This window comes from Bradyrhizobium sp. MI1.3 (assembly GCF_055811695.1).
Genome location: NZ_JBVVPQ010000040.1, coordinates 37,592 through 64,586, shown reverse-complemented (window position 1 = coordinate 64,586; position 26,995 = coordinate 37,592). Strand labels below are relative to the sequence as shown.

Annotated in this window: 27 protein-coding genes; 12 read left to right on the top strand and 15 right to left on the bottom strand. The window is 64.0% G+C overall.

All coding sequences use genetic code 11. The features are described 5' to 3' along the window. Positions 1 to 281: 281 nt before the first annotated feature. Positions 282 to 746: a DUF2231 domain-containing protein gene (locus AC0L3A_RS26045; RefSeq protein WP_354160380.1), complete on the bottom strand. Its 465-nt coding sequence runs from the start codon at positions 744 to 746 to the stop codon at positions 282 to 284. A 10-nt stretch (positions 747 to 756) separates the two neighbouring features. Next, positions 757 to 1,437 (bottom strand): TetR/AcrR family transcriptional regulator, encoded by a 681-nt coding sequence (locus tag AC0L3A_RS26040; protein ID WP_473255433.1) that lies wholly within the window; start codon positions 1,435 to 1,437, stop codon positions 757 to 759. Between the two features lie 89 nt (positions 1,438 to 1,526). Between AC0L3A_RS26040 and AC0L3A_RS26035 the strand changes: the two genes are divergently transcribed. Both AC0L3A_RS26035 and AC0L3A_RS26030 read left to right on the top strand, forming a co-directional pair. Further along, entirely contained in the window at positions 1,527 to 1,865 is a 339-nt protein-coding gene (locus AC0L3A_RS26035; protein ID WP_473255432.1) for an MFS transporter, read from the top strand. Further along, positions 1,852 to 2,730, top strand: a complete 879-nt coding sequence (locus AC0L3A_RS26030; protein ID WP_473255431.1) for an MFS transporter — start codon at positions 1,852 to 1,854, stop codon at positions 2,728 to 2,730. Before AC0L3A_RS26035 ends, AC0L3A_RS26030 begins: the two co-directional genes overlap by 14 nt. Positions 2,731 to 2,850: 120 nt before the next feature. Here AC0L3A_RS26030 and AC0L3A_RS26025 read toward each other — a convergent pair whose 3' ends face one another. Both AC0L3A_RS26025 and AC0L3A_RS26020 read right to left on the bottom strand, forming a co-directional pair. After that, the gene (locus tag AC0L3A_RS26025; RefSeq protein WP_007596015.1) at positions 2,851 to 3,060 is read right to left on the bottom strand and encodes a hypothetical protein; all 210 of its coding nucleotides are present in this window, start codon (positions 3,058 to 3,060) and stop codon (positions 2,851 to 2,853) included. Continuing rightward, positions 3,057 to 3,908 (bottom strand): AraC family transcriptional regulator, encoded by an 852-nt coding sequence (locus AC0L3A_RS26020; protein ID WP_007596017.1) that lies wholly within the window; start codon positions 3,906 to 3,908, stop codon positions 3,057 to 3,059. Before AC0L3A_RS26020 ends, AC0L3A_RS26025 begins: the two co-directional genes overlap by 4 nt. Before the next feature lie 459 nt (positions 3,909 to 4,367). Here AC0L3A_RS26020 and AC0L3A_RS26015 point away from each other — a divergent pair, with 459 nt between their 5' ends. The 7 genes from AC0L3A_RS26015 to AC0L3A_RS25985 all read left to right on the top strand — a co-directional run bounded on the left by AC0L3A_RS26015 (position 4,368) and on the right by AC0L3A_RS25985 (position 12,289). Further along, complete coding sequence (locus AC0L3A_RS26015; RefSeq protein ID WP_473255430.1) at positions 4,368 to 6,278, top strand: PAS domain-containing sensor histidine kinase; 1,911 nt, start codon at positions 4,368 to 4,370, stop codon at positions 6,276 to 6,278. Beyond that, complete coding sequence (locus AC0L3A_RS26010) at positions 6,275 to 6,946, top strand: response regulator transcription factor (protein ID WP_007596020.1); 672 nt, start codon at positions 6,275 to 6,277, stop codon at positions 6,944 to 6,946. Before AC0L3A_RS26015 ends, AC0L3A_RS26010 begins: the two co-directional genes overlap by 4 nt. A 103-nt stretch (positions 6,947 to 7,049) precedes the next feature. Beyond that, positions 7,050 to 7,430, top strand: coding sequence for a response regulator transcription factor (locus AC0L3A_RS26005; protein ID WP_007596023.1), 381 nt, complete (start codon positions 7,050 to 7,052; stop codon positions 7,428 to 7,430). Between the two features lie 174 nt (positions 7,431 to 7,604). Continuing rightward, positions 7,605 to 9,509: an FUSC family protein gene (locus AC0L3A_RS26000; RefSeq protein WP_473255429.1), complete on the top strand. Its 1,905-nt coding sequence runs from the start codon at positions 7,605 to 7,607 to the stop codon at positions 9,507 to 9,509. Next, on the top strand, positions 9,506 to 9,709 hold the full coding sequence (locus tag AC0L3A_RS25995) for a DUF1656 domain-containing protein (protein WP_007596028.1): 204 nt from the start codon (positions 9,506 to 9,508) through the stop codon (positions 9,707 to 9,709). Before AC0L3A_RS26000 ends, AC0L3A_RS25995 begins: the two co-directional genes overlap by 4 nt. Before the next feature lie 11 nt (positions 9,710 to 9,720). After that, positions 9,721 to 11,013, top strand: a complete 1,293-nt coding sequence (locus tag AC0L3A_RS25990; protein ID WP_473255428.1) for an HlyD family secretion protein — start codon at positions 9,721 to 9,723, stop codon at positions 11,011 to 11,013. 265 nt (positions 11,014 to 11,278) lie between these two features. Beyond that, the gene (locus AC0L3A_RS25985) at positions 11,279 to 12,289 is read left to right on the top strand and encodes a helix-turn-helix domain-containing protein (protein ID WP_007596031.1); all 1,011 of its coding nucleotides are present in this window, start codon (positions 11,279 to 11,281) and stop codon (positions 12,287 to 12,289) included. Positions 12,290 to 12,492: 203 nt separating this feature from the next. On the opposite strand, the gene AC0L3A_RS25980 is transcribed toward AC0L3A_RS25985, so the two are convergent. The 10 genes from AC0L3A_RS25980 to AC0L3A_RS25935 all read right to left on the bottom strand — a co-directional run bounded on the left by AC0L3A_RS25980 (position 12,493) and on the right by AC0L3A_RS25935 (position 21,295). Next, positions 12,493 to 13,440 carry an ACP S-malonyltransferase gene (locus AC0L3A_RS25980; protein ID WP_473255427.1) on the bottom strand — a complete coding sequence of 316 codons (948 nt, stop codon included), beginning with the start codon at positions 13,438 to 13,440 and terminating at the stop codon, positions 12,493 to 12,495. A gap of 9 nt (positions 13,441 to 13,449) precedes the next feature. Then, complete coding sequence (locus tag AC0L3A_RS25975) at positions 13,450 to 14,400, bottom strand: AEC family transporter (RefSeq protein ID WP_473255426.1); 951 nt, start codon at positions 14,398 to 14,400, stop codon at positions 13,450 to 13,452. Further along, on the bottom strand, positions 14,397 to 15,278 hold the full coding sequence (gene mdcB / locus AC0L3A_RS25970) for a triphosphoribosyl-dephospho-CoA synthase MdcB (protein ID WP_473255425.1): 882 nt from the start codon (positions 15,276 to 15,278) through the stop codon (positions 14,397 to 14,399). Before mdcB ends, AC0L3A_RS25975 begins: the two co-directional genes overlap by 4 nt. Continuing rightward, complete coding sequence (gene mdcG, locus AC0L3A_RS25965; RefSeq protein ID WP_354127209.1) at positions 15,275 to 15,955, bottom strand: malonate decarboxylase holo-[acyl-carrier-protein] synthase; 681 nt, start codon at positions 15,953 to 15,955, stop codon at positions 15,275 to 15,277. Before mdcG ends, mdcB begins: the two co-directional genes overlap by 4 nt. Beyond that, the gene (mdcE, locus tag AC0L3A_RS25960) at positions 15,930 to 16,652 is read right to left on the bottom strand and encodes a biotin-independent malonate decarboxylase subunit gamma (protein ID WP_007596036.1); all 723 of its coding nucleotides are present in this window, start codon (positions 16,650 to 16,652) and stop codon (positions 15,930 to 15,932) included. The genes mdcG and mdcE overlap by 26 nt, the downstream gene beginning before the upstream one ends. Beyond that, the gene (locus tag AC0L3A_RS25955) at positions 16,639 to 17,577 is read right to left on the bottom strand and encodes a biotin-independent malonate decarboxylase subunit beta (RefSeq protein ID WP_473255424.1); all 939 of its coding nucleotides are present in this window, start codon (positions 17,575 to 17,577) and stop codon (positions 16,639 to 16,641) included. Before AC0L3A_RS25955 ends, mdcE begins: the two co-directional genes overlap by 14 nt. Next, positions 17,574 to 17,891, bottom strand: coding sequence for a malonate decarboxylase acyl carrier protein (gene mdcC, locus AC0L3A_RS25950; RefSeq protein ID WP_007596039.1), 318 nt, complete (start codon positions 17,889 to 17,891; stop codon positions 17,574 to 17,576). The genes AC0L3A_RS25955 and mdcC overlap by 4 nt, the downstream gene beginning before the upstream one ends. Before the next feature lie 10 nt (positions 17,892 to 17,901). Next, a complete protein-coding gene (gene mdcA / locus AC0L3A_RS25945; protein WP_007596043.1) occupies positions 17,902 to 19,548 on the bottom strand; it encodes a malonate decarboxylase subunit alpha in 1,647 nt (548 codons plus the stop codon). Then, positions 19,545 to 20,411 carry an MBL fold metallo-hydrolase gene (locus AC0L3A_RS25940; protein ID WP_219681589.1) on the bottom strand — a complete coding sequence of 289 codons (867 nt, stop codon included), beginning with the start codon at positions 20,409 to 20,411 and terminating at the stop codon, positions 19,545 to 19,547. The genes mdcA and AC0L3A_RS25940 overlap by 4 nt, the downstream gene beginning before the upstream one ends. A 98-nt stretch (positions 20,412 to 20,509) precedes the next feature. Beyond that, a complete protein-coding gene (locus AC0L3A_RS25935; RefSeq protein WP_007596047.1) occupies positions 20,510 to 21,295 on the bottom strand; it encodes an alpha/beta hydrolase in 786 nt (261 codons plus the stop codon). Between the two features lie 315 nt (positions 21,296 to 21,610). On the opposite strand from AC0L3A_RS25935, the gene AC0L3A_RS25930 reads away from it, so the two are divergent. Then, a complete protein-coding gene (locus AC0L3A_RS25930; RefSeq protein ID WP_007596049.1) occupies positions 21,611 to 21,952 on the top strand; it encodes a hypothetical protein in 342 nt (113 codons plus the stop codon). 266 nt (positions 21,953 to 22,218) lie between these two features. Here AC0L3A_RS25930 and AC0L3A_RS25925 read toward each other — a convergent pair whose 3' ends face one another. Further along, complete coding sequence (locus AC0L3A_RS25925; RefSeq protein ID WP_473255423.1) at positions 22,219 to 22,641, bottom strand: hypothetical protein; 423 nt, start codon at positions 22,639 to 22,641, stop codon at positions 22,219 to 22,221. 27 nt (positions 22,642 to 22,668) lie between these two features. Between AC0L3A_RS25925 and AC0L3A_RS25920 the strand changes: the two genes are divergently transcribed. Continuing rightward, the gene (locus tag AC0L3A_RS25920) at positions 22,669 to 23,841 is read left to right on the top strand and encodes an efflux RND transporter periplasmic adaptor subunit (RefSeq protein ID WP_473255422.1); all 1,173 of its coding nucleotides are present in this window, start codon (positions 22,669 to 22,671) and stop codon (positions 23,839 to 23,841) included. Then, on the top strand, positions 23,838 to 26,981 hold the full coding sequence (locus AC0L3A_RS25915; RefSeq protein ID WP_473255421.1) for an efflux RND transporter permease subunit: 3,144 nt from the start codon (positions 23,838 to 23,840) through the stop codon (positions 26,979 to 26,981). Before AC0L3A_RS25920 ends, AC0L3A_RS25915 begins: the two co-directional genes overlap by 4 nt. The last annotated feature ends 14 nt before the right edge of the window (positions 26,982 to 26,995 follow it).

Here is a 26,995-nt window from a genome sequence, read left to right as displayed (position 1 = left end):
GATCGCCCCTCAAGGATGAGCCGGGATGGCCGATACATACGTCAAAACCGAATTTCGGTAAAGTGGAATATTTTTGCGTGAGCGGATTGACAGGGGGCGACACAGGGCTGGAGCGTTGCGAGACAGACCGTCGGTTCGACAGGCGAGAGTTGGCCAAAGGAACGGAAAAGCACCAATTTAACCTACCCGCTCGAACGACAAATCTGGCTTTCCATCGAAGCGCACCAGAACAGCTTGCGTCGCTGCCTCTCCACAAACCCATGAGTCTTGTAGCCGGCGGCTTACCGCGGGACTGATCCCAACGTCGCGACGATTCCGATCCCATTTCGATAGACAAGCTCGGCGCCTTTCCAGCCGGTAACGGCGAGCGGACCAATGGCCGCGACGAGCGCCAATGCGATCACCAGATGCGCTTTCTTGCCTTGGGCTGTCCTTCCGGCCTCCAACACTGCGATGAACCACCAGATCACGGCAGTCGCGATCGCCCATCGCCGGTGGTCGGTCATGAAGATCGTTTGAGACGCGTCATGAGCAACAGTGAAGAAGGCGTTGATTCCTGCAATGACGGTCAGGATCGACAGCGCAGCTCCTGTCCAGAGGTTTATCCGAGCCGCGACGACCACAACGCCTGCCCAGCTGCGTCCGCGCGCAATTTGACCGAGCCCATACAGTGCCGTCGCCACGACGTACAAGGCGATCGTGAAGTGCACAAAAACCGGATGCCAATTCGGAATGATCTCGGGCATCGCAATATTCCTATTTTCGCCTCTCGGCGCTGTCGGCTTGCGGCGTCTTCGCCTCCGCCGGCAAATTTTCGAGCGCCCTCACGAAAAACAAGAACATCTTCGAAGCGAGACTCGCGAGCTTGTTCGCGTGCAGACGGGCAATGGCTGACTGGAAGCCAAGTCCCTGTATGATGCAGAAGTAGAGAATTGCCGCGTTGGAGACATTTGTGGTCTTCGGAAGTTGACCAAGCCGAACGGCCTCCTTGAGCAGATCGGTCACGTGCCGCTCGTATAGGATATGAAGCCGTTGAAACTGCTCGTTGAGCATTGGGTAGCGGTGCCGAAGATCGTCCGACATCACGACCTTTGCGAGCGCGGGAAACCTCTCAATCAGCCCGACGTGGCCGACAAGGATACTTTCCAGACGAGCGAGCGGCGGCTCGTCCCTTTGTTCGAGGAGAGCGCGGGTCCAAACACCCTCCAGGCTTCCCTGGAGCCACCCCAGCACCTCGGTCCAGAGCACCTCTTTGGTGGGGAAGTGTCGAAAGACCGCCCCTTGGGATCGACCGATCGTATCCGCAATTAGCTGCGTACTGACCGAGTCGGCGCCTCGATCATGGACCAATCGCAAGACCGTCTGCACGATCTGCTCCTTGCGCTCATCGGCCTGCAATCGTTCGCGACTGAGAGACGACGTTACTTCGACGGGCATCGCTGGCGTCCTTGATTAGATAGCATGTACTTGCTATCTACCGATCCCAGAACTTGCTGTCAACTCCGGAAGACCGACAGGAGGACGTGTTGGACCTCAAGCTGTTTCGTCTAATTGCGCCTCTGGCGACGTGCCAGGCGGCGCTCCTGACGAATAACATCATCGTCATCGGCCTTAACGGATTGGTGGGCTATGCCGTACTCGGCAGCGACAAGTCGCTGGCGACCCTTCCCGTCGCGACCTACATCGCCGGCACCGCGGCTGCGACCTTCCCTGCTTCGCTCTGGATGAGACGATTTGGACGCCGGCACGGATTCCTGATTGGGACGATCATCGGGCTATTCGGTGCACTCGTCTGCGCGACCGCGCTGTTCATGAACAGTTTTGCAGTGCTGTGCTTTGGAACGCTGCTGATTGGGAACCTATAATGCGTTCGGCCAATATTATCGGTTTGCCGCCGCGGAGATGAGCGGCCCCGAGCGCGCCGGACGCGCCATTTCACTCGTCCTTACTGGCGGGATCGTGGGGGCAATCGCGGGTCCCGAAATAGCGAAACTGACCAAAGATGTCTTTGCGGTCCAGTTCGCAGGGACATACTTGTTTCTCGCCTGCCTGGCGCTTGTCGCTTTGATGGTTCAGGCTCGTCTGAATTTACTGCCATCCCACGATGAGTCGGAGCAAACCGAAAGCCGCCCGATTTCGCAGATCGCACGCCAGCCGGGGTTCATCATGGCCGTTCTCAGCAGTGCCTTCGGAAATGCCGGCATGAATATGCTGATGACATCGGCTCCAATCGCGATGATCTCCCATCATCACACATATGCCGATGCTGCGTTCGTGATCCAATGGCATGCCTTGGGAATGTTCGCCCCGTCCTTGGCGACGGGGGCATTGATCAAGCGCGCAGGCTCGACCACGATCATCCGGCTCGGCGCGCTTTTGATGCTCGCTTGCGCTGCCGCGGCCGCACTTCTTGGAACTGGCGTGAGTGCATTCTGGGTTTCGATGGTGCTGCTGGGGGTTGGCTGGAATTTTCTCTATGTCGGCGGAAGCACGCTTCTGACCGGAAACTATCACGTTTCAGAGCGCGCCAAGGCTCAAGCGCTGCACGATCAAACAGTATTCCTATCAACCGCCATCAGCGCGCTTCTATCCGGTTGGCTGCTCCAGCAGGCGGGCTGGCAATTCTTGCTCGGCGTGACAGCGGCTTTGGCAGCGATCGTCTTGCTTGCGAGCATCTGGTTGGCAAAATCCGAGACCAAGGTGCCGCAGTTCGCCAAGGCATCTGAATAAGGCATATCCTCTTCACAATCCGGAGCCTGATGGCCTGCACAAGGGTCGAATGATATGGGCGCGCACAGCAAACAGTCGCTGCTGTAGATACCCGACGCCGGGGTGCCACCGAAGTGCCGCCTACCGCGCGGCCCACATCACAGCGCCTCGACAGAAGTTGAAGGCGAGGCGTCCATAGAGAAAGCCGCTTCCCGGCTCTGACGCAGCGAGGCGGTACGAATTGCCGAGAGCACGGAGAATTTCGATCATCTCCATCAATTCATGATGCGTCAGCGTCAAATGAAGACTGGCATGCGACAGGAGCAGGGCTTGAATGCCAATGTTGATCATGACGGACCTGCTCCTGCGCACGGCAGCGGCATAATTTGCGCGAGATAAGCGCTTCTCCATTGATACGGCGTATCGCCGACAAAGCGCTTGAACACCGTGGTGAAATGCGCCTGGGTCTGGAAACCCACGGTCAGGGCGATGTCCACGAGCGCAATTTCGGCCTGCTTGAGCAGCTCCTGGGCGCGCTCGATGCGGCGCCTCAGCAGATATTCATGAGGTCGCACGCCGACGGCCGCACGGAATTGCCCGGCGAAATGCATCCTGCTCAGGCCGGCGACGGCGGCCATGTCCTGAAGCGTTATCTTTGCAGTCAGATTCTTGTCGACATATTGCAGGACGCGCCTGAGACGCCAATTCTGCAGCGACCGTACGGTCCTTCCAGCATCCCCCTCGCGAATGGCGTCGGCCTGATCGAGCTCGGCCCGTGCGCTGGGAGCCTGCCGACTGAACGTCCGGGTGAGGATCGCAAGCCGCAGGGCGTCGGCCATGATGGCGGAATGGGTATCGTGCGTGGCCTCGGTCGCCGCGAGCGCATCGGACAGGCGCCGCATCACCGGATCAGCGGCTTCTCCTCCTGCGAAGGCCCGTTCGCTCTCGGCAGGCGGCGGTGCAAGGAGTTTTGCGGAGAGCCTGAAGCGGGGCCCGCGAGCGGCAGAACGTCCGGCGTCCGCCGCATGCTCGACCGCCAGGGCCATGTCCAGATGGACGAAAGACAGCATTGTTCCGCCTTCGTCGAACCGGTCAGGGAGTTTCGATAGCCCGAGCCGATCGCGATCGATTGCCGAGATATCGATCGCGCGAACGTCATGATCCTTGATCGCCTGTGAGCGTGACATCTGCAGCGACATCGTCGAATCTCCTTGTCCCGTTTTCGATCCGGCCTGGCCTGACCGGCTTGCCCGAATGCCATGGGAGGAGAGTAATTCGGCGGTGTGCGCGATCCATTCTACCCGCGGGTGCGTCTATAGGTTCTCGGGTTGACCGCGTCATACCTAGGTATGATCACGACCTGTTCGTCGGGTGAGCGCACCGATGCGACGTCTCAGCGGGATCGCGGCTGCGGGCACAACTTGCGGCGCGACGCCTGCGGTAAGTTGACGCGCTTTCTGCGCACCATCCGCCGGCGGGACCACGCGAGCTCCCTGGTTTTTCCGGGGAATGCCGCTTGCCGGCGGTTTCACCGCATCGAGCGCGCGACAGGTCTTCCACGAGAGCACGAAAATCGCGCGGGTGGATGTTGTGAACGCGATCAAATCGCGGCATCAACGCGCTGATAGCTGATGTGAGAAGAACGACTGCAAGTGACGATGACGCGTCATGATCTGACCACGGGCTCATCCAAGAGCCGCACCGGCTTGCGGTCCTTGTCCGCCGTCCTCGCCTTTGCGGTTTTCCTGGTTGACGTCCTGACGCCGCTCGAGGGCGCCGTGGCGGTTCTCTATATCGTGGCGATCCTGCTCGCGGCGAAGACCAACCGGCGCGACGACACCATCGTTGCCGCGGCCGGCTGCGTCGTCCTGACGATAACAGCCTATCTCCTGTCGCACGATCTGCGGACCATCGCCTCACCCGCCCTTCGTGTGCTGGTGAGCCTCGCGGCAATCGGGATCACGACCTTGCTGGCGCTGCAAAATCACGCGGCAACGAAGCGCCTCGCCGCGCAGGCCCGCCTGCTCAACCTCTCGCACGACATGATCTTCGTCAGAGACCGCGGCGGCGTGATCACCTTCTGGAACAAGACGGCCGAGCAGGTCTACGGGTGGTCTGCCGACGAGGCGGTCGGGCAGCTCGCCGACGCGCTCCTGCAAACCAGATATCCCGACCGGCGCGAGGTCATCGAAGCGGGCCTGGTGGGCACCGGTCGATGGGAAGGCCGCGTGCAGCAACGAACGAAAGACGGCGCGGCGCTCACCGTCGATGCCCGATGGGCCTTGCAGCACGACCGTCTTGGCAAGCCGGTCGGAGTCCTTGAAACGCACACCGACGTCACCGACCGCGTGGCCGCACACAACGCGCTGGTGCGAAGCGAACAGCGATACCGCCGGATGTTCGACGCAAGCCGGATCGGCGTCGTCGAAGAGGATTGGAGCGAACTCCGAACCGCACTGCAATCGCTGGATACCGCGGGAGCCAGCCTGCGCGACCATCTGGCGCGGCATCCCGGTTTCGTCCGGCATGCCCGCCGGCTCGCTGCAATCACCGACGTCAATCCGGCCCTGCAAAAGATGGCAGGCGCAAACGGCGCCTCGACTTTTATCGAGAATGTGGACCTGCTTCTCGGCGAGAACGACCGCAGCTTCCTCGGCGCGTTGATCGCGTTCGCGGAAGGCGAGCCGTTCTACGAAGGCGAAACCGAGCTCGTCAGGCTCGACGGACGCAAGGTTCCGGTGCTGTTCACGATCACCTTCCCCTCCGGGCCTGACGGCGACCGCAACGTGCTCGCCTTCGTCGTCGACATCACCGAGCGCAAGCAGGCGCAGGATGCGTTGCTCGCGGCGCAGGCGGAGCTCGCCCATGCCGCGCGCGTTGCCACCCTCGGCGAGCTCAGCGCCTCTATCGCCCACGAGGTCAATCAGCCGCTGGCGGCGATCGTCACCAGCGGCGAGGCCGGCTTGCGATGGCTGCGGCGCGACGTGCCCGATCTGAAGGAGGTCGCGGCCACGATCGTTCACGTCGTCGCGCAGGGCCGCCGTGCCGGCGAGGTCGTGGCCCGCATCCGCACCTTCCTGAAGAAGGCGCCTGCCCAGCAGGACAGTCTCGATATCGCCGAGATCATCCAGGAAGCGGCCCTTCTGGTCGCGCGGGAGCTCGCGAATGACGACGTCGTCCTGACTGTCGAGACGACGCCTGGCCTGAAGCCAATTCGCGGCGACCGGATCCAGCTTCAGCAGGTGCTGGTCAACCTGCTGGTCAATGCCGCCCAGGCCATGTCGGACCAGCGCGGTTCCCGTACCGTCATGCTGCGCGCCAGCGCCGTCGACGGCGAGAGACTCGCCATCAAGGTGCAGGACAGCGGCCCCGGCATCCGGCCGGACGACATGCCACGCCTGTTTGATCCGTTCTTCACGACGAAGCGCGGCGGAATGGGCATGGGACTTGCGATCTGCCGAACGACGGTGGAAGCTCACGGTGGCGAGTTGTCGGTCGAGAGCACCCCGGGCGCGGGAGCGACATTCCGCCTGACACTGCCATACAGCCAAGAACACATCAGACCATGACACGACCAGACCACGCGCAATCGCCCGCCCAATCGCTCAACTCGGTCGTTATCATCGTTGATGACGACGCAGGCATCCGCGCCTCGCTCGACAGCCTGTTCCGATCGGTCGGCCTCGATACGCGCCTGTACGGCTCGCCGTCCGAACTGCTTGGAGGCTCGCTGCCCGACGGCCCCGGCTGCATCGTGCTGGACGTCCGCCTTCCCGGCGTGAGCGGGCTCGACCTGCAGGGCCAGCTCGTCCGGCAGGGCATCAGCTATCCGATCATCTTCATGACGGGCCATGGGGACATTCCGATGTCCGTGCGTGCCATGAAGGCCGGCGCGGTCGATTTCCTCTCCAAGCCATTTCGCGACCAGGACATGCTCGATGCCGTGACCGCGGCGCTCGAACGCGATGCGCAGCACCGGGCCGAAGCCGCGACCAAGGAGGACATCCGCGCCCAATACGAGACCCTGACGGCGCGCGAGCGCGAGGTGATGGGCCATGTCACCGCCGGCCTGATGAACAAACAGGTCGCCGCCCTGATCGGCCTCAGCGAGATCACGGTCAAGATCCACCGCGGGAACGTCATGCGCAAGATGGGGGTCCGGTCGTTCGCCGACCTCGTTCGCAAGGCCGAGGCGCTCGGAGTTTCCCAGACCCGCAGGACTTCGGACCAAACCTGAGTATAATTCCGGCGGGACTGCCCCAGGTGCATAAAGCGCCATCGGCCGCGCCGAGGGAGATGCTCTTCCTTGCGGAACACCGCGGCCAGGATTAGGCGCCCCCATGGCCAAAAGCTTGGTGATTGCGATCGTAGACGACGACGAAGGCGTTCGGGCATCGCTGGCGAGCCTCGTGCGTTCGGTCGGCTACGAGGCCCAGGCCTACGAATCCGGCGTGGACTTCCTGCGGCAGGCGCAGGGAGACGATCCGGCATGCATGATCGCCGACGTCCAGATGCCGGTCATCACAGGCGATGAGCTGCAGGCCCAGCTGGTTGCCGCCGGCCGCCATTTTCCAATCATCTTCATGACGGCGTTTCCGAGTGAAACCGTGCGTCAGCGCGTCATGGCCGCAGGCGCGCATTGCTATCTTGGCAAGCCTTCCAGCGGTGACGAGATCATCCGCTGCCTCGAAGACGCGCTGGCAGGCAACGGGCCGCAATAGTCCGGCCCGCGGCTGGCGCGGACGAGCGCCGTTTTCCCTCAACCCGACGTGCAATCCGGCAACGAGGTTGGTGAACCGGAAATACCGGCGAGCCCCTCGCACCTCATATTCGCGCGCGTATCACGACATTGGCGGGGCTGGCTGTTCTGCCGAGGGAAATGGGGATCTCGCGCGATGCAAATCAATGCCGATGCTGCCGCCGCGGCGCGCCCATTGGTCTTCGCCGGGTTTCCGGCGAGCTCCTGGGCCTTTGCGCTGCGGGTGTGGCTCGCGATGCTTCTCGCCCTCTATGTGAGCTTCTGGCTCGAGCTTGAATCGCCCTCGTCGTCAGCCCTCACGGTGGCGATCCTGGCACTGCCCACGCGCGGTCAAGGCATGGAAAAGGCCGGCTACCGATTGCTTGCAACCGCCATCGGCGTGGCGGCATCGATCGCGATCGCCGGCATGTTTTCCCAAACCGACGGTCTCCTGCTCGCGGTGCTCGGCATTTGGATCGGCCTTTGCGTCTACGCCGTCGGGATGCTCGACGGCAATCGCGCTTATGCAGCGTCTCTCTGCTGCACCACGGTCGCGCTGATTGCCATTCAGCAGATCGACAGCCCGCTGCAAGTATTCCCGACCGGCGTCGCGCGGGGCGCGGCCATCAGCGTCGGGGTCCTCGCGGTGGCGCTCGTAAATGAAGTTCTGGCCGCGCCGAACTATCATCCGGCCCTGGCAAGCCGCATCGAGGCGCTGCACCGGCGGGTCACGGATCTCGCGCAAAATGCCGAGCGCGGCCAAGCGCCATCCGCACCCGTTGCGGCGGACCTGTTGCATGATATCGCAGCGCTGCGCCCGGACATCGCGAGCCTAGCGGCGGAATCGAGCGTGGGCCCGACAAGAGCCGCGGCCGCGCGTTCCGCGCTGGTCGATCTCGTCAGCGCGTTCTCTCTCGGCCGCATGCTGGCAGCGCTCTCCGCCACGTCCGCTCCGGCGCAGAATGGTGACGATCCGGACCAGGATGCGGCCGGGCTGATCGCGATTTCCCGATCCTGGCTGCGGATCGAAATCAGCCGCAAGAACGCGCAAGTGCGCAGCAGCCTCGATGCGCTGCGTGCAGGGACGCGTCCCTATCGTGCATGGCACGCACCGCTCTATCGTTCGCGCCGCATTGCGGCCGAAGCCGGCGCACGGGCTGCGATCGCGTTCACGCTGATCGCAATCTTCTTCGTGCTGGCGGGCTGGCCGACAACAGAGCTCTGCCTTTCACTCGTCGCCGTGATCATAGGCCTCGGCTCAACCTCGCCCGCGCCACGCAGCTTCACGCTGGTGGCGGTGATGGCGATGCCGATCGCCTGCGTGCTGGCCGGCATCTTGAAGTATCTCGTCTTCAATGGGGTGTCCGAGTTTCAGCTGCTGGCGATCGGTCTTGCGCCTGTCGTCATCGGCCTCGCGCTGCTGGTCTCGCTGCCGAGCCCGATGCTGTCTTCCCTCGGCCGTCTCGTCCTGGTGTTCACGCTCGCGGTGCTCGCACCGACAAATCCGCAGAGCTACGACCGCGAGGTGTTTCTGCTGACGAGCTTCTTTGCCTGCCTTTCGTCCGTCCTCGTCTTTGCCGCGCAGTTGCTGCTGCCTCCCTTGTCATGCGGCCGGCGCATTCGGCTGCTGTTGGAAGAGGTCCGGCGCGAGCTGAGCCGCCGCGACAGAGGGCCAGCCCGGCATCTCGCGCCGGAGGAAGCCGCCTTTCGCGACGCGGCGCGGATTGAACAGATGGTGACCGCAAACGGCCCCTCCGCAATCAATGATCAGATCGCCGGCACGGCCATGCATTTTTTCGACAAGGCCGACGCCCTGCGACGTTGCCGTGCCGAACTGGACCGGGTCGGCCAGGGCCCGCTCGCCGGAGCGGCGCAGGCCGCGCGAGAGGCCCTCGTCCGGCGGGACGGCGGTGCGATCCTCGCTTCGGCCGGGGCGCTGCACCAGGCGGGAGCGCCAAGCAACCTGCCCACCAGTGCAGCCATCGCCGCGCTGATTGCGGCAAGTGCGGCGTTCATGCCGCCACAATCTCCGACCGGCTCCAGCCGAGGGACATCACCATGATGAACACCTATCGGGAACTCGTCATCGGTGGCGTGCTGATTGCCCCCATCGTCTCCTATGCGGCAACAGCGATGCTCGCGTTCCTGATGCTGCGCCCGCTGCTGCGCTTCGTCGGCTTCACGAGATTCTTCAGCAACCCTTCGCTGGCCGAACTCAGCCTCTACGTGGCGATGTTCGGCATGCTCGCACTGTTCTTCTAGGGAGAAAAGCCATGGAAGCCACCCTGCCCCGCAACGCCGCCCCGCTTCATGGCGAGCCAACGACCGAGGCGCCGGTGGATGCCGCAGACACCGTGGACGGTTCGAACATGCCGGAGACCGTAGCGCGCGACACCGGCGATCACGCCGCGGCCGGCGTCAAACCTCCGGAACAGGTGGCTCCCTCCGCGAAGGCGCTGCGCGAGGGCGCCCGCCGCTTCATCCACGGCGCGGCCAAACATCTTGCGACCCTCGGCATTGCACTGGTCGCCGTCTTGATATCGCTCGCGACCTGGCAGCATTACGTCACCGCGCCCTGGACCCGGAACGGCAGCGTGCGCGTCCAGGTCGCCAACGTCGCGCCGCAGGTTTCGGGCGAGATCGTGGAACTGCGGGTGACCGACAATCAGTTCGTCCATAAGGGCGACGTGCTCTACGTCATCGACCCCTTCGACTTCGAGGTGGCCGCCCATGTCGGCAAGGCCGTCCTCGACCAGCGTGCGGCGGATCTCGAAGTGAAGCAGGCCCAGTTCAACCGGCGTCAGCGCTTGTCCAACCTCGCAACGACGCCGGAGGAACAGCAGATCTTCGCCGGCAATGCCTTGCAAGCGAAGGCTGCGTATGAGGCGGCGGCGCATCAGCTTGCTCAGGCCGAATTGAACCTGAAACGAACCAACGTGACGAGTCCGGTCGACGGCTACGTCACCAACCTCCTGCTGCGCGTCGGCGATTATGCTACCACCGGCGCCAGCAACGTCTCCATCATCGATGCCAACAGTTTCTGGATCGACGGCTATTTCGAAGAGACCAAGATGGCGGGCGTGTGCGTGGGCGATCGCGCAGAGGCACAGCTCGTCGGCTACTCCAAGCCGCTTCAGGGACATGTGAAAACCGTGACCCGCGGCGTCAGCGTGTCGAACGCCGCATCCGGCACCCAAGGCTTGCCCAACGTCGATCCCATCTACACCTGGGTTCGGCTGGCGCAGCGCGTGCCGGTTCGCGTCGCCATCGACACGGTGCCTCCGGGGGTGCCGCTGGTCTCCGGCATGACGGCGACGGTGACGATCCGGCAGCCCTCAAGCGAAACCCAAAGCCGGTTTGAGCGATTCCGCACGAACTTCGTGAATCCCGTCGCCGATCTGTTCGGCGCGGGACGTCCGCCTCGCGCGAACTGCCTTCAGGCCACATCCCAGCAGCCCCCCGAGGTGGAAGCGGTTCCGTATTCGCGCGAACCCGCCATTCCGCCAGCGGCTGCCATCGCACCGGGCCTCACACCCGGCCTCGACGCCTCGCCACGCCTGCCCTGAATCAGACGAAGACGGCCGGCCGGACATGACAGTACCGCATGCACCCTCGTTCGGTGTGTTCTCTCCACACATGCACTTGATCCCTTTGATTCCAATTGAATTTTTCGCGACACGCGGTCGCACCCGCTCGCACTTGCAAAATCTAATACCGCTTCAGCTTCCTTAACGAGCCTTCCGACGCGGTCGCACCTATCGTTCGAACATGGACCAATTGCATTCTGCTGCCGTCCCGACGGCAGCCGAATCCAGGAAATGGGGACGAACGATGCTTACTGATATGCAAGCGGCCGGCGCCCGGGTGACGTATCAACCCAGCCGCCGCGAATCGGCTTCCCCGCAAGAGTCTCGCGCATTTCCCCTCGAACGAAGGTGGCGCCAGCCCGGCCAACATGGCGGCACCGCGTCCGACGACATCACGATCTCGCGCTGGACCTCGACCCAAACAGGCATAAGGCACGAAGAAGCCGCGACGCCTTGCGACCGATACTTCCTGGCCATCGCCTTGAAAACAACACGGGTCAAACTGACCAGAGGCCGCCACACCGTCTTCGACGGCGTCATGCCGGCAGGCACGCTGTATATCGGCGCACCGTCGCAGCGGCTCAGTGCGCAGTTCTACGCGCCGTGCGATTTCCTGCACTTCCACGTCTCTGCCGGCAGTTATTTTCCGCCTCTACGGCCTGGAGCAGGCCCCGCCGCGCCGGAAGGCCTCAACGACCTCGTCCTGCTCCGCGACCCGTTTGCCGAGCAGCTTGCGAAAGCACTGACCGAACGCGGCCATTCTGCCGACCGGGAATTCGCACGCTGCATTGGCCGGACGCTGGCAATGCACATTGCCCGGCGCGAGCTCCCTCACGCGAAAGTCAATGCGTTGCCGAAATGGCGGCTGCGGCGCGTCGAGGAGTATGTCGGGACGAACTTCGACCACGGCATCACCCTGTCCGACCTTGCCAGGGTGGCGGGACTGTCGCGGATGCACTTCGCGGCCCAGTTTCGTGCCGCGACGGGATACCGACCGCGGGAATACCTGCTGCATCAGCGCATCGAGCGTGCGAAATCACTGCTATCGAATTCCGACACGGTCCTCGCCGAGGTGGCGCTGACCGTCGGCTTCTGCACCCAGGCGCATTTCTCGACCGTCTTCAAGCGGATCACAGGTGAAACCCCCGCGCGCTGGCGATGCGCCAGCCGGAACGCGTCGGCTTCGTCCAGGCTCGGCGATCCCGCTGCGACACGCATGACGGTGTCCCACGCGCTGCCCGCGGAAATCACGTGAATCATGCGAAATAAGAAATAACAGGGGTTCGTGAAATACTTTGGCCGCGCGATCGGCGATGCTGTGTGTGTTAGGTGACTGAGACCCCCAAGTCACGGCTCGAGCCTCTTTCTCCTCCCTGGGCATACGAGCATTTTGGGGCCGTCCTCCCCCAAGGATGGCCCCTTTTTTTCCACCGCGCAGCGCGATTGTCTCTTCGGAATTTATCGCGCTTGGGCGCTCAGGTGACGCGCAATCCAGGCGCGGACACCGTGAAGGCTCCTGAAATCGCCCAGCGAACGAGTCGGAAGCTCGGGCTCGATCTCGGCAACCATCCTGCTGAGCGCATGTCCCGGCCCCAGCTCGAGAAACCCCGTCGCGCCCGCTTCGACACAGGCTTGCAGGCAATCTGCCCATTGCACGGTTTGCGAAATCTGCGCGGCAAGCTTGTCGAGACCGTTGTTGGCCGACACAACCGGAGTGGCATCTATTCCGCTTAGAATGCGCGCACCGCTTCCCGGCGGGAACACCACCGGTGCCAAGCGCAGAGTCTCACGAAATACGGCGGACGCGGCGGCAAGCCGTGTAGTGTGGGAGGCCACCTCAACCGGCAACGCGACGATCCTTGCGCCGCGTATCGCCCGCGCGTCTGCGGCAATTCCGCTCAGCGCCTCCCGGCCGCCGCCGATGACAAAGGCATCGCCGGGATTGACGAGGGCGATCGCCGCGCCGTGACGTTCGCAAAGGCGACCGATCTCGTCTCGCGAAAGACCACGGACGAAGATCAGACCGTCGCCGGCGCGCGTGGCCGCATCCATGGCTTCTGCGCGGCGCGCCACGAGATCGAGCGTGGCAGTCGCATCGAACAGTCCGCCGACACCCCAGGCCGCGACTTCGCCGACACTATAGCCGGCAATGATGACGCCATGCGGCATGACATCTGCGAGCGCACGCGCCGCAGCGAGCGGCTGCAAGGTACAGAGAATCTGGCCGGCACGGTTGCGGTGCAGGGCCTCATCAGGTTCGCTCCGGACGAATTCGCGCGGATCCCTGCCACCCAGCAATGCAGCCCCATGCGCAAACAGCTGCGCGGCGTCCGGCGCGTCGCCCGTGAGGGCGAACATGTCCCGATGCTGGCCGCCTTGGCCCGAGCAGAGGATCGCAAACGTCATCGCCGCGGCCTAGTGGGGAAAGAGCAGCGCGATCGCAATCGCCAGGGTCACGACGCTGAATCCGGTGCTGGCGATGACCATCGACCCTGCCCTTGCGGAATCCAGCCGGTAGTTGACCGCGAACAAAATTCCGAAGAAGCCCGAGGGTGTCGCGGCGAGCAGAACAGCCGTTTTCGCCGCATCCTGCGTCATCGGAATGAGGCAAATGACCGCAACTGCCAGCAGCGGGCGCACGATGTCCGAAGCCACCGTTGCAGCGACGACCTTCCAGTCCAGCCGAAACGACTGCGCCGACAGAATGGCTCCGGTGAGGAACAGGGCGACGCCGGCAGCCGAACTTCCGATCAGCGCGAGGCTTGCACGGGCCAACGCGTCGAGGCTCACATCCGATAACGAGGACAGGATGCCAAGCGCGGGCGCGAGTACCACCGGCTTGGTGATCGCACGCCGAATTGCCGTCAGGACCTGCCGTGCCGCCATTTGCTCGCCGCGAGCCTTGGCGGCGCCCATTTCCGCCATGATCAGGGTCAGCGGACTGATGAGGATCGAGCCCGCCGCCAATGCGACGGCAACCGGCACAGTGCCGGCCGGCCCCACGACTGAGGTCATGATCGGAAGGCCCACGCCGGCGAGATTCGGAAAACCAATCGTCAACGCCTGTAACGATGCTTCCGACCGGGAAACCTTGGAGACCCCACGCGCGGTAAAATACCAGGCGAGATAGACCAGCAGCATCGTCACGCCGAGCACCAGGAAGAGCGGAACCTGCTCGATCATCTCACGGCGTGACGCCGAGGCTGTCGCCGCGAACAGAGAGGCCGGCAGCGCAAAATCCATCACGAGTGCGTTGAGGGCGTCGACGTGAAGATTGTCGACGATATGGAATTTTCCGGCGGCGTATCCCAGCAACAGAACGAAGAAGACCGGCACCAGCGCCATCAGGATCGCGTTAGACATCATGAAATCGGCCTTTCATGGGCGTCGACGAAGAGCGTCATCGCAAGCAGGTCGGCCGATCCACCCGGGCTGAGGCGACGGGCGACGAAGCTTTCGTGGATCGACTGCGCCCGCGCACGCCAGCCGGACACGCCGACGCCGCCTGAAGCGATGAAGCGACGCGCCGCGTCATGTGCAAAGCGAAGGCCGTCAAGCCCACCGCGATGCAGGAGGTTGGTGTCTTCGACGAATGCGATCAGCGCAAAGCACGCCTCGACCCGGGCGGCTTCCGTATCTTCCAGCGCAATCGGCGTCGCTCCGCGCAAGGCCGGCAAGCCGATCCGGTAGACGCTGGGAAATCCGTTTGCGGCCTCCATCCGTGCACCACCCGCACGAAAGCGGCGGCGGGCTGCGCTGCCATGGCTGTGCAGCAGCACCGGACCATCGAATATGCTGTCGCCCCACAGGCGCGCCACGACAGCGCCAAGCGGAAGTCCGGGATCGACCAACCCGCCGGCTCTCGCGCCGGCCGCCGCGCACAGCAGGCCGAGCCCGAAGATCGCGCCACGGTGCGTGTTGACCCCCGCGGTCGCCGCCAGCATGGCGCGCTCCGCTTCAAGGCCGATGATGCGCAGCCGCCCCATGCCGCAGCCAAGCGCGCCCGCATCGGCCAGGCGTTGCAGGTAGGGCCTGATGGCCGCAGCACTGCGACGAAACGTGCCCGCATCCATGTCGTCGTGGCTGCCGTTGTCGACATGGCTCACCAGCCCCGGCTTAGGCCAGGTTTCGAGCTCCTTGACGAGGCAATCGGCGGCGACGGCGCCGATCGCGGAGACATCGGGCGCGATCTGCGCCCGGCGCAGAACCGGCCGTTCCACGCCTCTTGCGACCGTGGTGATCATGATCCCGTAGCTCCCGACATGAATTGATGCCTGCCGAGCAGGACCACGCGCGCGAGGCTCTTGACCAGAAGCTCGCTGGTGCCGCTGTGGAATTCGCGCCAGTTGACCGCAGCGTCGTCGGCGCCCATCAACTCGCCATCGAGCCGCATCGGCGCATCAGTCTCGATCGCAGCGACGTCGGCGACGAAGCGATCGATGTCGGTTTCGCGGTGAAACTCGAACAGGACATCGAGATCGGAACGGTCGGTCACGTAGTCGAGCCCGGTCAGCGACTGCCAGGCCAGGCTGCCGAACACGCGCACCTCCACCGCATGGCGAAGCGCCAGCCCGTCGAGCCGGTCGAGCGTCGGCCACCAGTTGCGCGGCGCGTAGGCCCGCGCCTGCCGCAGCGACGGCGGCCTCGCGACCGAGGCGACGTGGTCGATATCGACCACGAGAGAGACCCGTTTCTTGCCGGCAGAGGGCGGCAAGGGCAGGCCCAGCGCGAGGCCTGTTGCCTCGCATGGCAGGGCGCGTCGCCTGATCGTTGGCCACCGCATTTTTGGCCAGCGCGCGAGAAGGGAATCGGCTGCGAGGTCGTCGCGCGCGTCCAGCATCGCGCGCCAGCCTTCGGGGCTGATGAAGACCAGGTCGTGACGACCCGGTGGACGCTCACCGTGCTTGCAGGGCGAGGTCATGAACGCGCTCCGCGATCTCCGTGGCCTTCAGCCGGCCGCCACGCTCCTTGCCGAGCGCATCCCGCCGATCCTGCACGGCCGGCATGCCGGCCAGCAGCGCCTCCAACTGGTCGGCAAGCGACCTGGCATTGCTCCACGTCATGTGAACGGCGCCCATCTGTGCGAGATTGGACAGGCCCGGGGCGAACACCGGCGTCGACTTCGCCTTTTCCTGCAGGGCCTTCATCGACAGCTTGGTGACCTTCGCCATCGACGGCAGGTCCATCACCGCGGGATCGGCCCCGGGCAGTCCGACCAGCACGCGCGTCGCTAGGCCCGTCGCAAGCAGGGCGCCCGCAGCCGAGTGACCATACAGAAGGCCGACGGTCGGGTGGCCATTCATATCCGCATGGATCAGCACCTTCGCCAGATGGGCGAGGAACTCGTTCAACCCGAGCAGCTCGTCACGCTTGCTCATGCGCTGGCTGTCGCTGTCGACGAGCACCAGGATCGGCCCGGAGTCCCGGTCGATCGACTCCAGGACGTGGCCCGACAGCCTGATCGCTTCGTCGACGCCTAACGCCGTCCGGTCTGCAACACCAAGCACGAGCATCCGGCCGCCGGATCGCAGCGTCGCCGAGCCGAGGATGACGCCCTTGTCGTTCCTCACCTCATGGCCGTCGGGAAAGAGCGAAGCGAGGATATTATCGAGCGTCACGGCTGGTCCTCCCGATCCGGTTGGCAAGAGCAATGAACTGATCGGCCGGCAGCTCTGGAACGGCCTCGGCATGCGCGATGCCTTCCGCCGTCCAGATGTCCACGGCATCGCCGCAGTCACCGAAGCTACGCAGCCGGTCGGCAAGCCGCCGCTGCTCGGCCCTCAGTCTGTCGAGACCGAAAGGTCCGACCAGGCCGAGCAGCTCCAGCGCGGCCTCGCGAAAATCCTGCACATTGTCGTCGGCGAAGACATCGGCGGCACCGAGCAGACGGCGATGCTTGCCTCCCATGGTCCGCCAGACCAAGGCGCGATCGCGGGAATCGAACTCCTCGACGCCGCGATTGGTCTCGATCACTTCGGGGCCCGACACTGCGATACGCCCCGGCTCCGAGACGGCGAGAGCGGAGCAACAGCCTGCGATCAGGCCGCCGCCGCCATAGCATCCGGACCTGCCGCCGATCAGGCCGATGACCTTCACGCCTGCGCTGCGGGCTTCCATCAAGGCGCGCATGATCTCGGCGATGGCCAGCTCGCCAGCATTCGCCTCCTGCAAGCGGACGCCGCCGGTATCGAACAGGATCAGGACGGGGATCGTGCCGATCTGACGCGCGGCGCGGAGGAGCCCCGTCAGCTTGGCGCCGTGCACCTCGCCAAACGCGCCACCCATGAAGCGGCCTTCCTGCGCAGCGACGAACACCGGCGAGCCATCAAGCCGTCCGTGACCGACGATGATGCCGTCGTCGAACTGCTCGGGAAGGTCGAATATCTTCAGATGCGGGCTGACTTCGCGCTGCTCCGGTCCAATGAACTCGACGAAGCTGCCGGCGTCGAGGAGCAGGTCCAGCCGCGTGCGGGCCGACGCCTCGTAGAAGCTTGTGCTGCGGGCCCGTTCGGCCGGGCTGATGTCCTTGAGCGGAGCGGTCATTGGCCGGCCTCCGCGATCAATCGCACCGCCTGCGCTAGCCGAAGCGACACCGTATCGGGACGCGCACCACCGTCATTGATCGAGAACTTCAGCCCGCCCGGCGAATAGCGCTCGACGAAATCGCCGATCACGGCGCTCCAGACAGCTCCGAAGCCTATGGCCGCGGTCTTGATGTCCACGACGCATTCCGCATCCGGCAAGCTCCGCTCGACCAGCACTTCCAGATTTCCGGAAGCGACCACGCCGACAATCGCGCGTTGCCTGGTGCCGCCGGCTCGCGCGCGAACCTGGTGTTGAAAGTTGAGATCTTCCATGGTCGGTCCCTCACCAATTCCTGAATTTTGAGGGCGGCGCGTAGAGTCCGCCCGACCAGCGCACGAGATCCTTGATCGAGCGCGCCGCCAGCAGGCTGCGATCCGCATCGAGCGGATTGATACCGAGATCTTCCGGCCTGCGGATCACGCCGCGCTCGCGCAGGCGCGAGACCATGCCGTAGTCCCGCCGTCGGCCAACGTCGGTGTAGCCGGCAACGCCACGAATGGCCTGTTCTCGCTCCTGCGCGGTGCGGCACAGCAAGAGGTTTGCCACGCCCTCTTCGGTGATGATGTGCGTGACGTCGTCGCCGTAGATCATGACCGGCGCGAGATCGAGCTTCAGCTTTTCGGCGAGCTCGATCGCATCGAGCTTCTCGACGAACAGCGGCACGTTCTTGTCGCCGAACGTCTCGCCGATCTGCACGACCAGCTTGCGGCCGCGGCGCATCAGTGCCGAACCGTCGGGATCGGCCTCTGCTCCGGCCTTCAGCCAGGGCTCGCTCGGATGGCGTCGCCCGCGGGCATCCGCCCCCATGTTCGGGGCGCCGCCGAAGCCTGCAATGCGCGAGGTGGTCACGGTCGACGAGTTCCCTTGCAGATCGATTTGCAGTGTGGAGCCGATGAACATGTCGCAAGCATAGAGACCGGCGGTCTGGCAGAAGGCGCGGTTGGAGCGCAACGAGCCGTCCGAACCGGTGAAGTAGACGTCGGATCTGGCCCGGATGTAGTCGTCCATGCCGACCTCCGACCCGAACGAGTGGATCTGCCGCACCCAGCCGGACTCGATCGCCGGAATGAGCGCGGGATGGGGATTCAGCGCGAAATGGGACGCGATCGTGCCCTTCAGCCCCAGCCTCTCGCCGAACGTCGGCAGCAGGAGCTCGATCGCGGCTGTGCTGAAGCCGATGCCGTGATTAAGCCGCTGTACGCCATAGGGCGCATAGACACCTTTGATCGCGAGCATCGCTGTCAGAATCTGGCCTTCCGTGATCGCCGCCGGATCGCGCGTGAACAGCGGCTCGACGAAGAACGGCTTGTCGGCCTTGACGATGAAATGGACACGGTCCGCCGGGATATCGACCCGCGGAACGGTGTCGACGATTTCGTTGACCTGTGCGATCACGACGCCGTCCTTGAACGCCGTTGCCTCGACCACGGTCGGGGTGTCCTCGGTATTCGGGCCGGTGTAGAGATTTCCCTCGCGGTCGGCGCTGACGGCGGCGATCAGCGCGACGTGCGGCGTAAGGTCGATGAAGTAGCGGGCGAACAGTTCGAGATAGGTATGAACCGCGCCCAGCTCGATCTTGCCGCCGAACAGCATGCGCGCGATGCGCGCCGATTGCGGTCCTGAATAAGCATAGTCGAGCCGCTTTGCGACCCCGCGGTCGAACAGGTCCAGATGCTCGGGCAGAACCACACCCGACTGCACCATATGCAGATCGTTGACCTTGGACAGATCGACCGCCAGCAGCGCGCGGCTCAAGAGATCCGCCTGCTTCTGGTTATCGCCCTCCAGGCAAACCCGGTCTCCCGATCGGACCACGGCCTCCAGCAGGCGCGTGACGTCGTGTGCTTCAACGACCTTGCCGCGGGCAAGGCCGGCTCCTGCCGCAATGCGCGCATCGCGCGCGGCTCGATTGTTCTGCCAGCTCGTCACGACCTCAGCTCCTTTGCGGCGTTGGCTCCGCTCCAGAGCGATCCCGGATTGGCACGGTCGGGATGGAGCTCGAGCATCGCCTCGTAAAGCTCGCGCGGCGATGTCGTCGCCTTATCGAGGCGGTTGAAATCGAGCAGGTATTGACGGGTCTCAGCGATGTTGCGCGGATCGTCGTCGTTGTCCGGCTTCTTGTGTCCGGCCACCACGAAGCGCGGCTTCAAGGCATCGAGCCGGCCGAGCGCGGCGATCCATTCCAGCCGGCTCTGCGTATCGGTTTCGACCAGATAGGGATGAATGCCGTTGTACACGGTGTCGCCGGCGACAATCAGGTCGAGAGAGGGGACATGAAGAGCAGTTGAGCGGGCCGTATCGGTTCGTCCCATGTCGACGACGACGAGCTTGTGTCCCTCGAGCGTAAGCTCGCCTTCGAGGGGCGCAGCCGCGGCCAGACGCTCTGCGATCTCGCCCGGAAAGCGCTTGCGCCAGAAGCCATCGAGCGCTTCAGGTGCAAGCTGCGCCTTCATCTCCTCGACGACCTCGGGAACTGCAACGGCCTTCGCATGCGGAAAGCGATCGAGCAGCGGCGCCAGGCCGAAGAAGTGATCTCCGTGCCCGTGCGTGACATAGATCGTGGTCAGATTTCGCTCGCACGAAACGACCCAGTCCAGCAACGTCTTCGACTGCCCGGCGGTGAGGAACGTGTCGACGAGAACCGCATCCCGCTCACCGTAGATCAGTGTCGACGAATTCGCGACCCACATCAAATCCGGATTGCCGGACGGCAAGTCGCGGCTGAGTCCGGCCCGCTTCACCGTCGTCACCTTCCAGTTCAGAGCGGAGCTGGTCGTCTCGATCATTTTCATGGGAATTCTCCGGATGGAATATTCGGGGCGGCGGGAGTGCTGTCACTCCCGCCGTCCTTCCTTCTGCCGGTCGTGCGTCGGGACCAGCAAAAGCACGGTCAGCGCGTGACCGGCGACTGAATGCTGCGCGCGGCGCGGGCGATGACCGCCGCCACTTCCTTCGGACGGGACTCGTAGACCGAGTGGCTCGCGCCGGGGATCACAGTGGTCTGGCTCTTGGCGCGCTCGTAGTACCAGCGCTCCAGATCCGGACTGATGATCTGGTCGTTGCCGGCGACGATGCCCCAGCTCGGCTTGGTCTTCCACGCCGCTGCCGTCAGCGGCGTGCTGAAGACCTGTGTCGCGGCCGGGACCTGCGAGCGCGCGACGAACTCAGCCCGCTCGCGCGGCAGATCCGGCGCGAACAGTTTCGGGAATTGCACGGGATCGAGATAGGTGAATTTGTCGGGGGTCATCTTGATGACGCCTTCGGTCTTCCCGAGCACGCTCGGCGTCTTCTTGCCCAGTGCCGATTCGTCCTCGCCGACGTCGGGCGCATGTGCGGCGACGTAGACAAGACCGACGACGTTGGGATGTACGCCGGCCTCGGTGATGATCGAGCCACCGTAGCTGTGACCGACGAGAAGCGTCGGGCCATCCTGCAGATCGAGAATACGTTTGGCCGCAGTGACGTCGTCGGCGAACGAGGTCTCGGGCTCCTGCACCATGGTGACGCGGAAGCCTTCCTTGGTCAGGATCTCGTAGACCGGCTTCCAGCCGGACCCATCCACCCAGGCGCCGTGCACCAGGACGATGTTCTTCAGGGGCTCCGCGCGCGCAGGGGCGACGGCCGAGAACAAGGAGAGAGCGGCGGCAAAGGCGAGGCTGGCGCTGATGTGTTTCATGTCGGGATCACTCCGGGTTGGAATGACGCGATACTAATTTCAAGGCTTGCTTGCGTATTTCCGCAAACAACTATCCTTGCCACTTCGCACGCCTGGACACGCGAGCTGCGACGATCGCTGCTCGAACATCCTCCGGACGTAGCCCCGTTGAGCGAGGCATTTTTGGGGGCTCACGTTATGTACGCTGACATTCATGACATGACCTCTCGCAAGCGTGAACGGCCGGCGTTCGTACACGAAAGACGATCGATGCGCGCCCTGTCATTCAAGGCAACGTTCCTGACGTCACTCGAAATCCAAGCATAGGATCGAACAATGACATCCATCGCAAAGTGCAGCTTGGCCCTCTTCGCCCTGCTGTACGCAACAATGCCGGCTCGTGCCGGAACCTGCACGGATGACATCGCGCAAACCCAGGCCCAGCTCGATCTGGCCATAGAAAGAGACGCTGGCTCCCACGGCTGGAAGCCGGAGAGCCTCAGCGCGCTGCGCGGCCATCAACCCACGCCCCGCTCGCTCGCGGAAGCAGCTGGTGGCAATGGCATCGATTTCACCGAGGCGCTCGACTCGCTCGATCGCGCGCGCACCGCCAATCGCGGCGGCGACCTCGCCGCGTGCAGTCGGGAGATCGCACACGCCCGGGCCATCCTGAGATAGCGAAGGCTATCTCAGGCCAACGGCGAGGCGATGCGTCGAACGTGGTCGCGCAAGACAGAATGCGATGCACGACGCACCGGATTCGCCTCGTCGTCGTGCAGCCGGGCAGCAGGGCGTGCGTTCTGGAAATACCCGCGCCGGCGCAGCTTCCTATTGTTCGATCGCAGTCGGCCGGAGCTTTCATCCATGCGACAACAATATTCAACATACAACGGTGTGATGCTTGCGACCGCCATGCTGTGGCTGGTCCCGGCTGCGGCCATCGCTCAAACAACGGCGCCGGGAATGCAGCCTCCCGCCGGCATGCTTGCGACGTCGCCGCTCAACCCGCAATCCACGCGGCCAGTGGGCATTCCGTTGGGATCGACCGAAATCGTAACGCCCGGCATCTCGCCGATCAACCCTGCGCAAAGCACGAGCGCCTGCGCCGGGTCCGCCAACGCCGCATCGACCGGAGCATTGTTCGACGGCGGCGGGTTGTCCGGCACCTCATCGACCACTTGTGCCGGCAGCACCGCAGCGGTCCCGTCCCTGCCCTCGACATCGACGGTCGGCCGCGTCGGAATTCCGCTGGGCGCCACTGAAATCGGAGGCGCCGGAATCAGTCCGTCCGTGCCGGTGGCTGGCCCGACGCCCTTGAACGGCACAACGTCCTTGAACGGCACGACATCGATCGACGGCTCCGGCAATCCCTGAGATCAAGAAGGACCATCACCGTGAAACGGAACCTCACCATTGCGCTCCTCACTCTCGCTGCGATCATGCTCGGCGCGGGCTTCTGGTTCTTCGGCACCGACCGATCGCCGGCCGTGGCAGCCGCACCCGTGCCCGCTGCGGTGCCGGTGGTCGCCGCCACGGTCACGGGCAAGGACGTTCCGATCTATCTGCACGGCATCGGCACGGTGATCGCTTACAACACCGACATCGTGCGCAGCCAGATTCAAGGACAGATCGTCAAGATCGCCTTCACCGAGGGACAGGCCGTCAAGGCCGGCGACTTGCTCGCCCAGATCGATCCACGTCCTTACGAGGCCCAGATCGAGCAGTTGACGGCCAATCGCGACAGGGACCAAGCACAGCTCGCGAATGCCGAAGCCAATCTCTCCCGCTACAATCAACTCGGCGACAAGGGCTATGCGACCCCCCAACTGATCGAGACGCAGACGGCGCAGGTGGCGCAGCTCAAGGCCGCCGTGAAGGCGGACCAGGCCCAGATCGACGAGGCCAACGTCCAGCTGAGCTATACGCGCCTCTCGTCGGCCGTTCCCGGCATCACCGGCGTTCGCCAGATCGATGTCGGCAATGTCATTCATCCGACCGACGCCAATGGCCTCGTCGTCGTCACCCAGATCGAGCCGATCTCGCTGCTGTTCACCTTGCCGCAGGCAGACCTGCCGATGATCCAGGAGCACGCCGCAAAGGGCGCCCTGAAGGTCATCGCCTACAGCCAGGACAACAAGACAAAGCTCGACGAAGGCACGCTGCTGCTAGTCAACAACGAGATCGCGGGAACGACCGGCACCGTCCAGCTCAAGGCGGTGTTTCCGAACCATGAGCACCGGATATGGCCGGGCCAGTTGGTGAATGCGCGCCTGCTGCTCGAGATTCAGAAGGATGCGCTCACTGTCGCCGGCTCGGCCGTGCAGCAGGGGCCGAACGGCAGCTATGTCTATGTCGTATCCGCTGACCAAACGGTTACCTTGCGTCCCGTTCACGTCGCCCAGATCACCGATGGCCAGGCCCTGATCGACCAGGGCCTGAAATCCGGTGACGTTGTCGTCGTCGACGGCCAGTATCGACTGACGGAAGGCAGCCGCGTTCTCGAGCTGCACGGCAAGGCCGCGCGCGAAGCCGACCTGCAGAGCGCCGTGCAGGATGCGATCCCATGAACATTTCCGCGCCCTTCATCCTGCGGCCGATCGCAACCGCGCTGCTGATGGCGGGCCTGCTGCTGTGCGGCCTTGCGGCTTATCCCCTGTTGCCGGTCGGCGCGCTGCCGAACGTCAACTACCCGACCATCCAGATCTCGGCGCAACTGCCCGGCGCCGACCCGGGCACGATCGCCTCGTCGCTGGCCACTCCGCTCGAGCAGCAGCTCAGCCAGATTCCCGGTATCACTCAGCTCACCTCGTCCAGTGCGCTCGGCGTGGCCCAGCTCACGGTGCAATTCGAGCTGTCGCGCACGGTGGACAGCGCAGCGGTGGACGTGCTGGCCGCGATCAATGCCGCGAGCCCGTTCTTGCCGCCGAATATCCCCTACCCGCCGACGATCCGGAAGGTGAACCCGGCGGAGACGCCGATCATGCTGATCGCGCTGACGTCGGACTCGCTGCCGCTGACCACGGTCGATGCCTATGCGGAGAACATCCTGCTGCCGAAGATCTCGCAGGTGCCGGGCGTGGGCCTCGTCGGCATCGGCGGCCAGCAGAAACCCGCAATCCGCGTTCGCGTCAATCCGCAGGCGCTTGCCGCGCGCGGCATCGGCCTCGAAGACGTTCGCAACGTGATCGCCGGCGCCAATGTCGACCTGCCCAAGGGCACGCTCAACAGCCCGCGCGTTACCTATACACTGAACACCAACGATCAGTTGCTCAAGCCCGCCGCCTATGAAGACCTCATCATCGCCTATCGCAACGGCTCACCGGTGCGGATACGCGACATCGGTACGGCGGTCGACGGGCCCGAGAACGACCTCCTGGCCGGCTGGTACGGCAACGATCGCGCCATCATCCTGGCGGTGCAGCGCGTTCCCGGCGCCAACGTGATCCAAACCGTCGACCGCATCAAGAAGCTGCTGCCGCAACTGCAGGCCTCCGTTCCGCCCGCGATCAAGGTGACGATTGCCGCCGACCGGACCGCCACCATTCGCGCCGCCGTCTCCGACGTTCAATTCACGCTGATGCTGACGGTCGCACTCGTGGTGATGGTCATATTCCTGTTTCTGCGGAATTTCTGGGCCACGATCATCCCGGCGATCACGGTTCCCCTGTCGCTGGTCGGCACGTTCGCGGTGCTTTACGTGCTCGGCTACAGCCTGGACAACCTCTCGCTGATGGCACTGTCGATCGCGGTGGGCTTCGTGGTCGACGATGCCGTCGTCGTCATCGAGAACATCGTGCGCCATCTCGAGCAGGGTATGACGCCGATGGAGGCCGCGCTCAAAGGTTCCAGCGAAATCGGCTTCACGATCGTCTCCATCACCCTGTCGCTGATCGCGGTGTTCATCCCGCTGTTCCTGATGGGCGGCTATGTCGGCAAGCTGTTCCAGGAATTCGCGATCACGATTACCGCCGCGCTGCTGCTGTCGCTCCTCATCTCGCTGACGCTGACGCCAATGATGTGCGCGCGCCTGCTGAAGGACGACTCGCGGGCGAAGCACGGCCGGCTTTACCTCGCCTTCGAACGCGGCTTCGATGCCCTGCTCGCACTGTATGCGAGAGGCCTGCGAATCGTGTTGCGCCATCGCTTCGTGACGCTGCTGGTGATGCTCTCGACCATCGCGCTGACCGGCTACCTCTACGTCATCATACCGAAGGGTTTCTTCCCGCAGCAGGACACCGGGCAGATCGTCGGCATCACCGAAGCCGCACAGGACATCTCCTTCCCCGCGATGTCCGAGCGCCAGCAGGCGGTCGTCGATATCCTCTCGAAGGATCCAGCGGTCCAGTCGGTGGCGAGTTATATCGGCCCGGGCGGCCCGACCGCGACGCTCAACCAGGGACGCATCTTCATCGTCCTGAAGCCGAAGCCCGAGCGCAAGGCCAGCGCCGATCAGATCATCGAGCGGCTAGGGCCTCGGCTTGCCCATATTCAGGGCATCAGGCTTTACATGCAGGCCGCGCAGGACATCACCATCGGCGCACGGCTGTCGAAGACTCAGTATCAGTACACGCTGACGGACGCCGATTCCAACGAGCTCACCAACTGGTCGGCGATCTTTCTGGAGAAGCTCCGCGCGCTCGACCTCATCACCGACGTCGCGAGCGACCAGGCCAATGCCGGCCCGAGGCTGGAGGTCACCGTCAATCGCGAGGTCGCATCGAGCTTCGGCATCCTGCCCACGACGATCGACAACACGCTCGATGACGCATTCGGCCAGCGCATCGTCTCCACGATGTTCACCTCGCTGAACCAGTACCATGTCGTGATGGAGGTCGACCCACGTTTTCAGTACGGCCCCGAAGCGCTCAAGGACATCTACCTGAACTCGGCCACCGGCCAGCAGGTCCCCCTGAGCACGCTGGTTCACAGCGAAATCAAGCCCGCGCCGATCCTGATCAACCACCAGAGCCTGTTCCCCTCGGTGACAATCTCCTTCAACCTGAAGCCCGGCGTCGCACTGGGCGACGCGGTGGCGGCGATCCAGAACATCGAGAAGAGCACCGGCAAGCCCGCCTCGCTAACAGCTTCGTTCCAGGGCAATGCGCAGGCATTCCAGTCCTCCCTGTCGGGCACGCCGCTATTGATCGGCGCGGCGCTGATCGTGATCTACATTATCCTCGGTGTGCTCTATGAGAGCCTGATCCACCCCATTACGATCCTGTCGACGCTGCCGTCGGCGGGCATCGGCGCGCTGCTCTTGCTGCTGGCGGTCCACGTGGATCTCAGCGTCATCGCCATCATCGGCATCATCCTGCTGATCGGCATCGTCAAGAAGAACGGCATCATGCTGGTCGATTTCGCCCTCGAGGTGGAGCGCCAGCACGGGCTCAGCCCGGAAGAGGCGATCTACCAGGCCTGCACGCTGCGCTTCCGCCCCATCCTGATGACGACGATGGCGGCGCTGCTGGGCGGCGTACCGCTGATGATCGGCTCCGGCACCGGCGCCGAGCTGCGTCAGCCGCTCGGCTACACTATCGTCGGCGGTCTGATGTTATCGCAGATCCTGACGCTCTACACGACGCCCGTCGTCTATCTCTATCTGGACCGGCTCAGCAATTGGCTCACCGGACGCAAGCCGCGGTCGGCCGAGACATCCACTCCAGCCACGCGCGAAGCGGATACTGGATTGCGCCATGAATCCGCTTGAGTAGTTAACTGGCG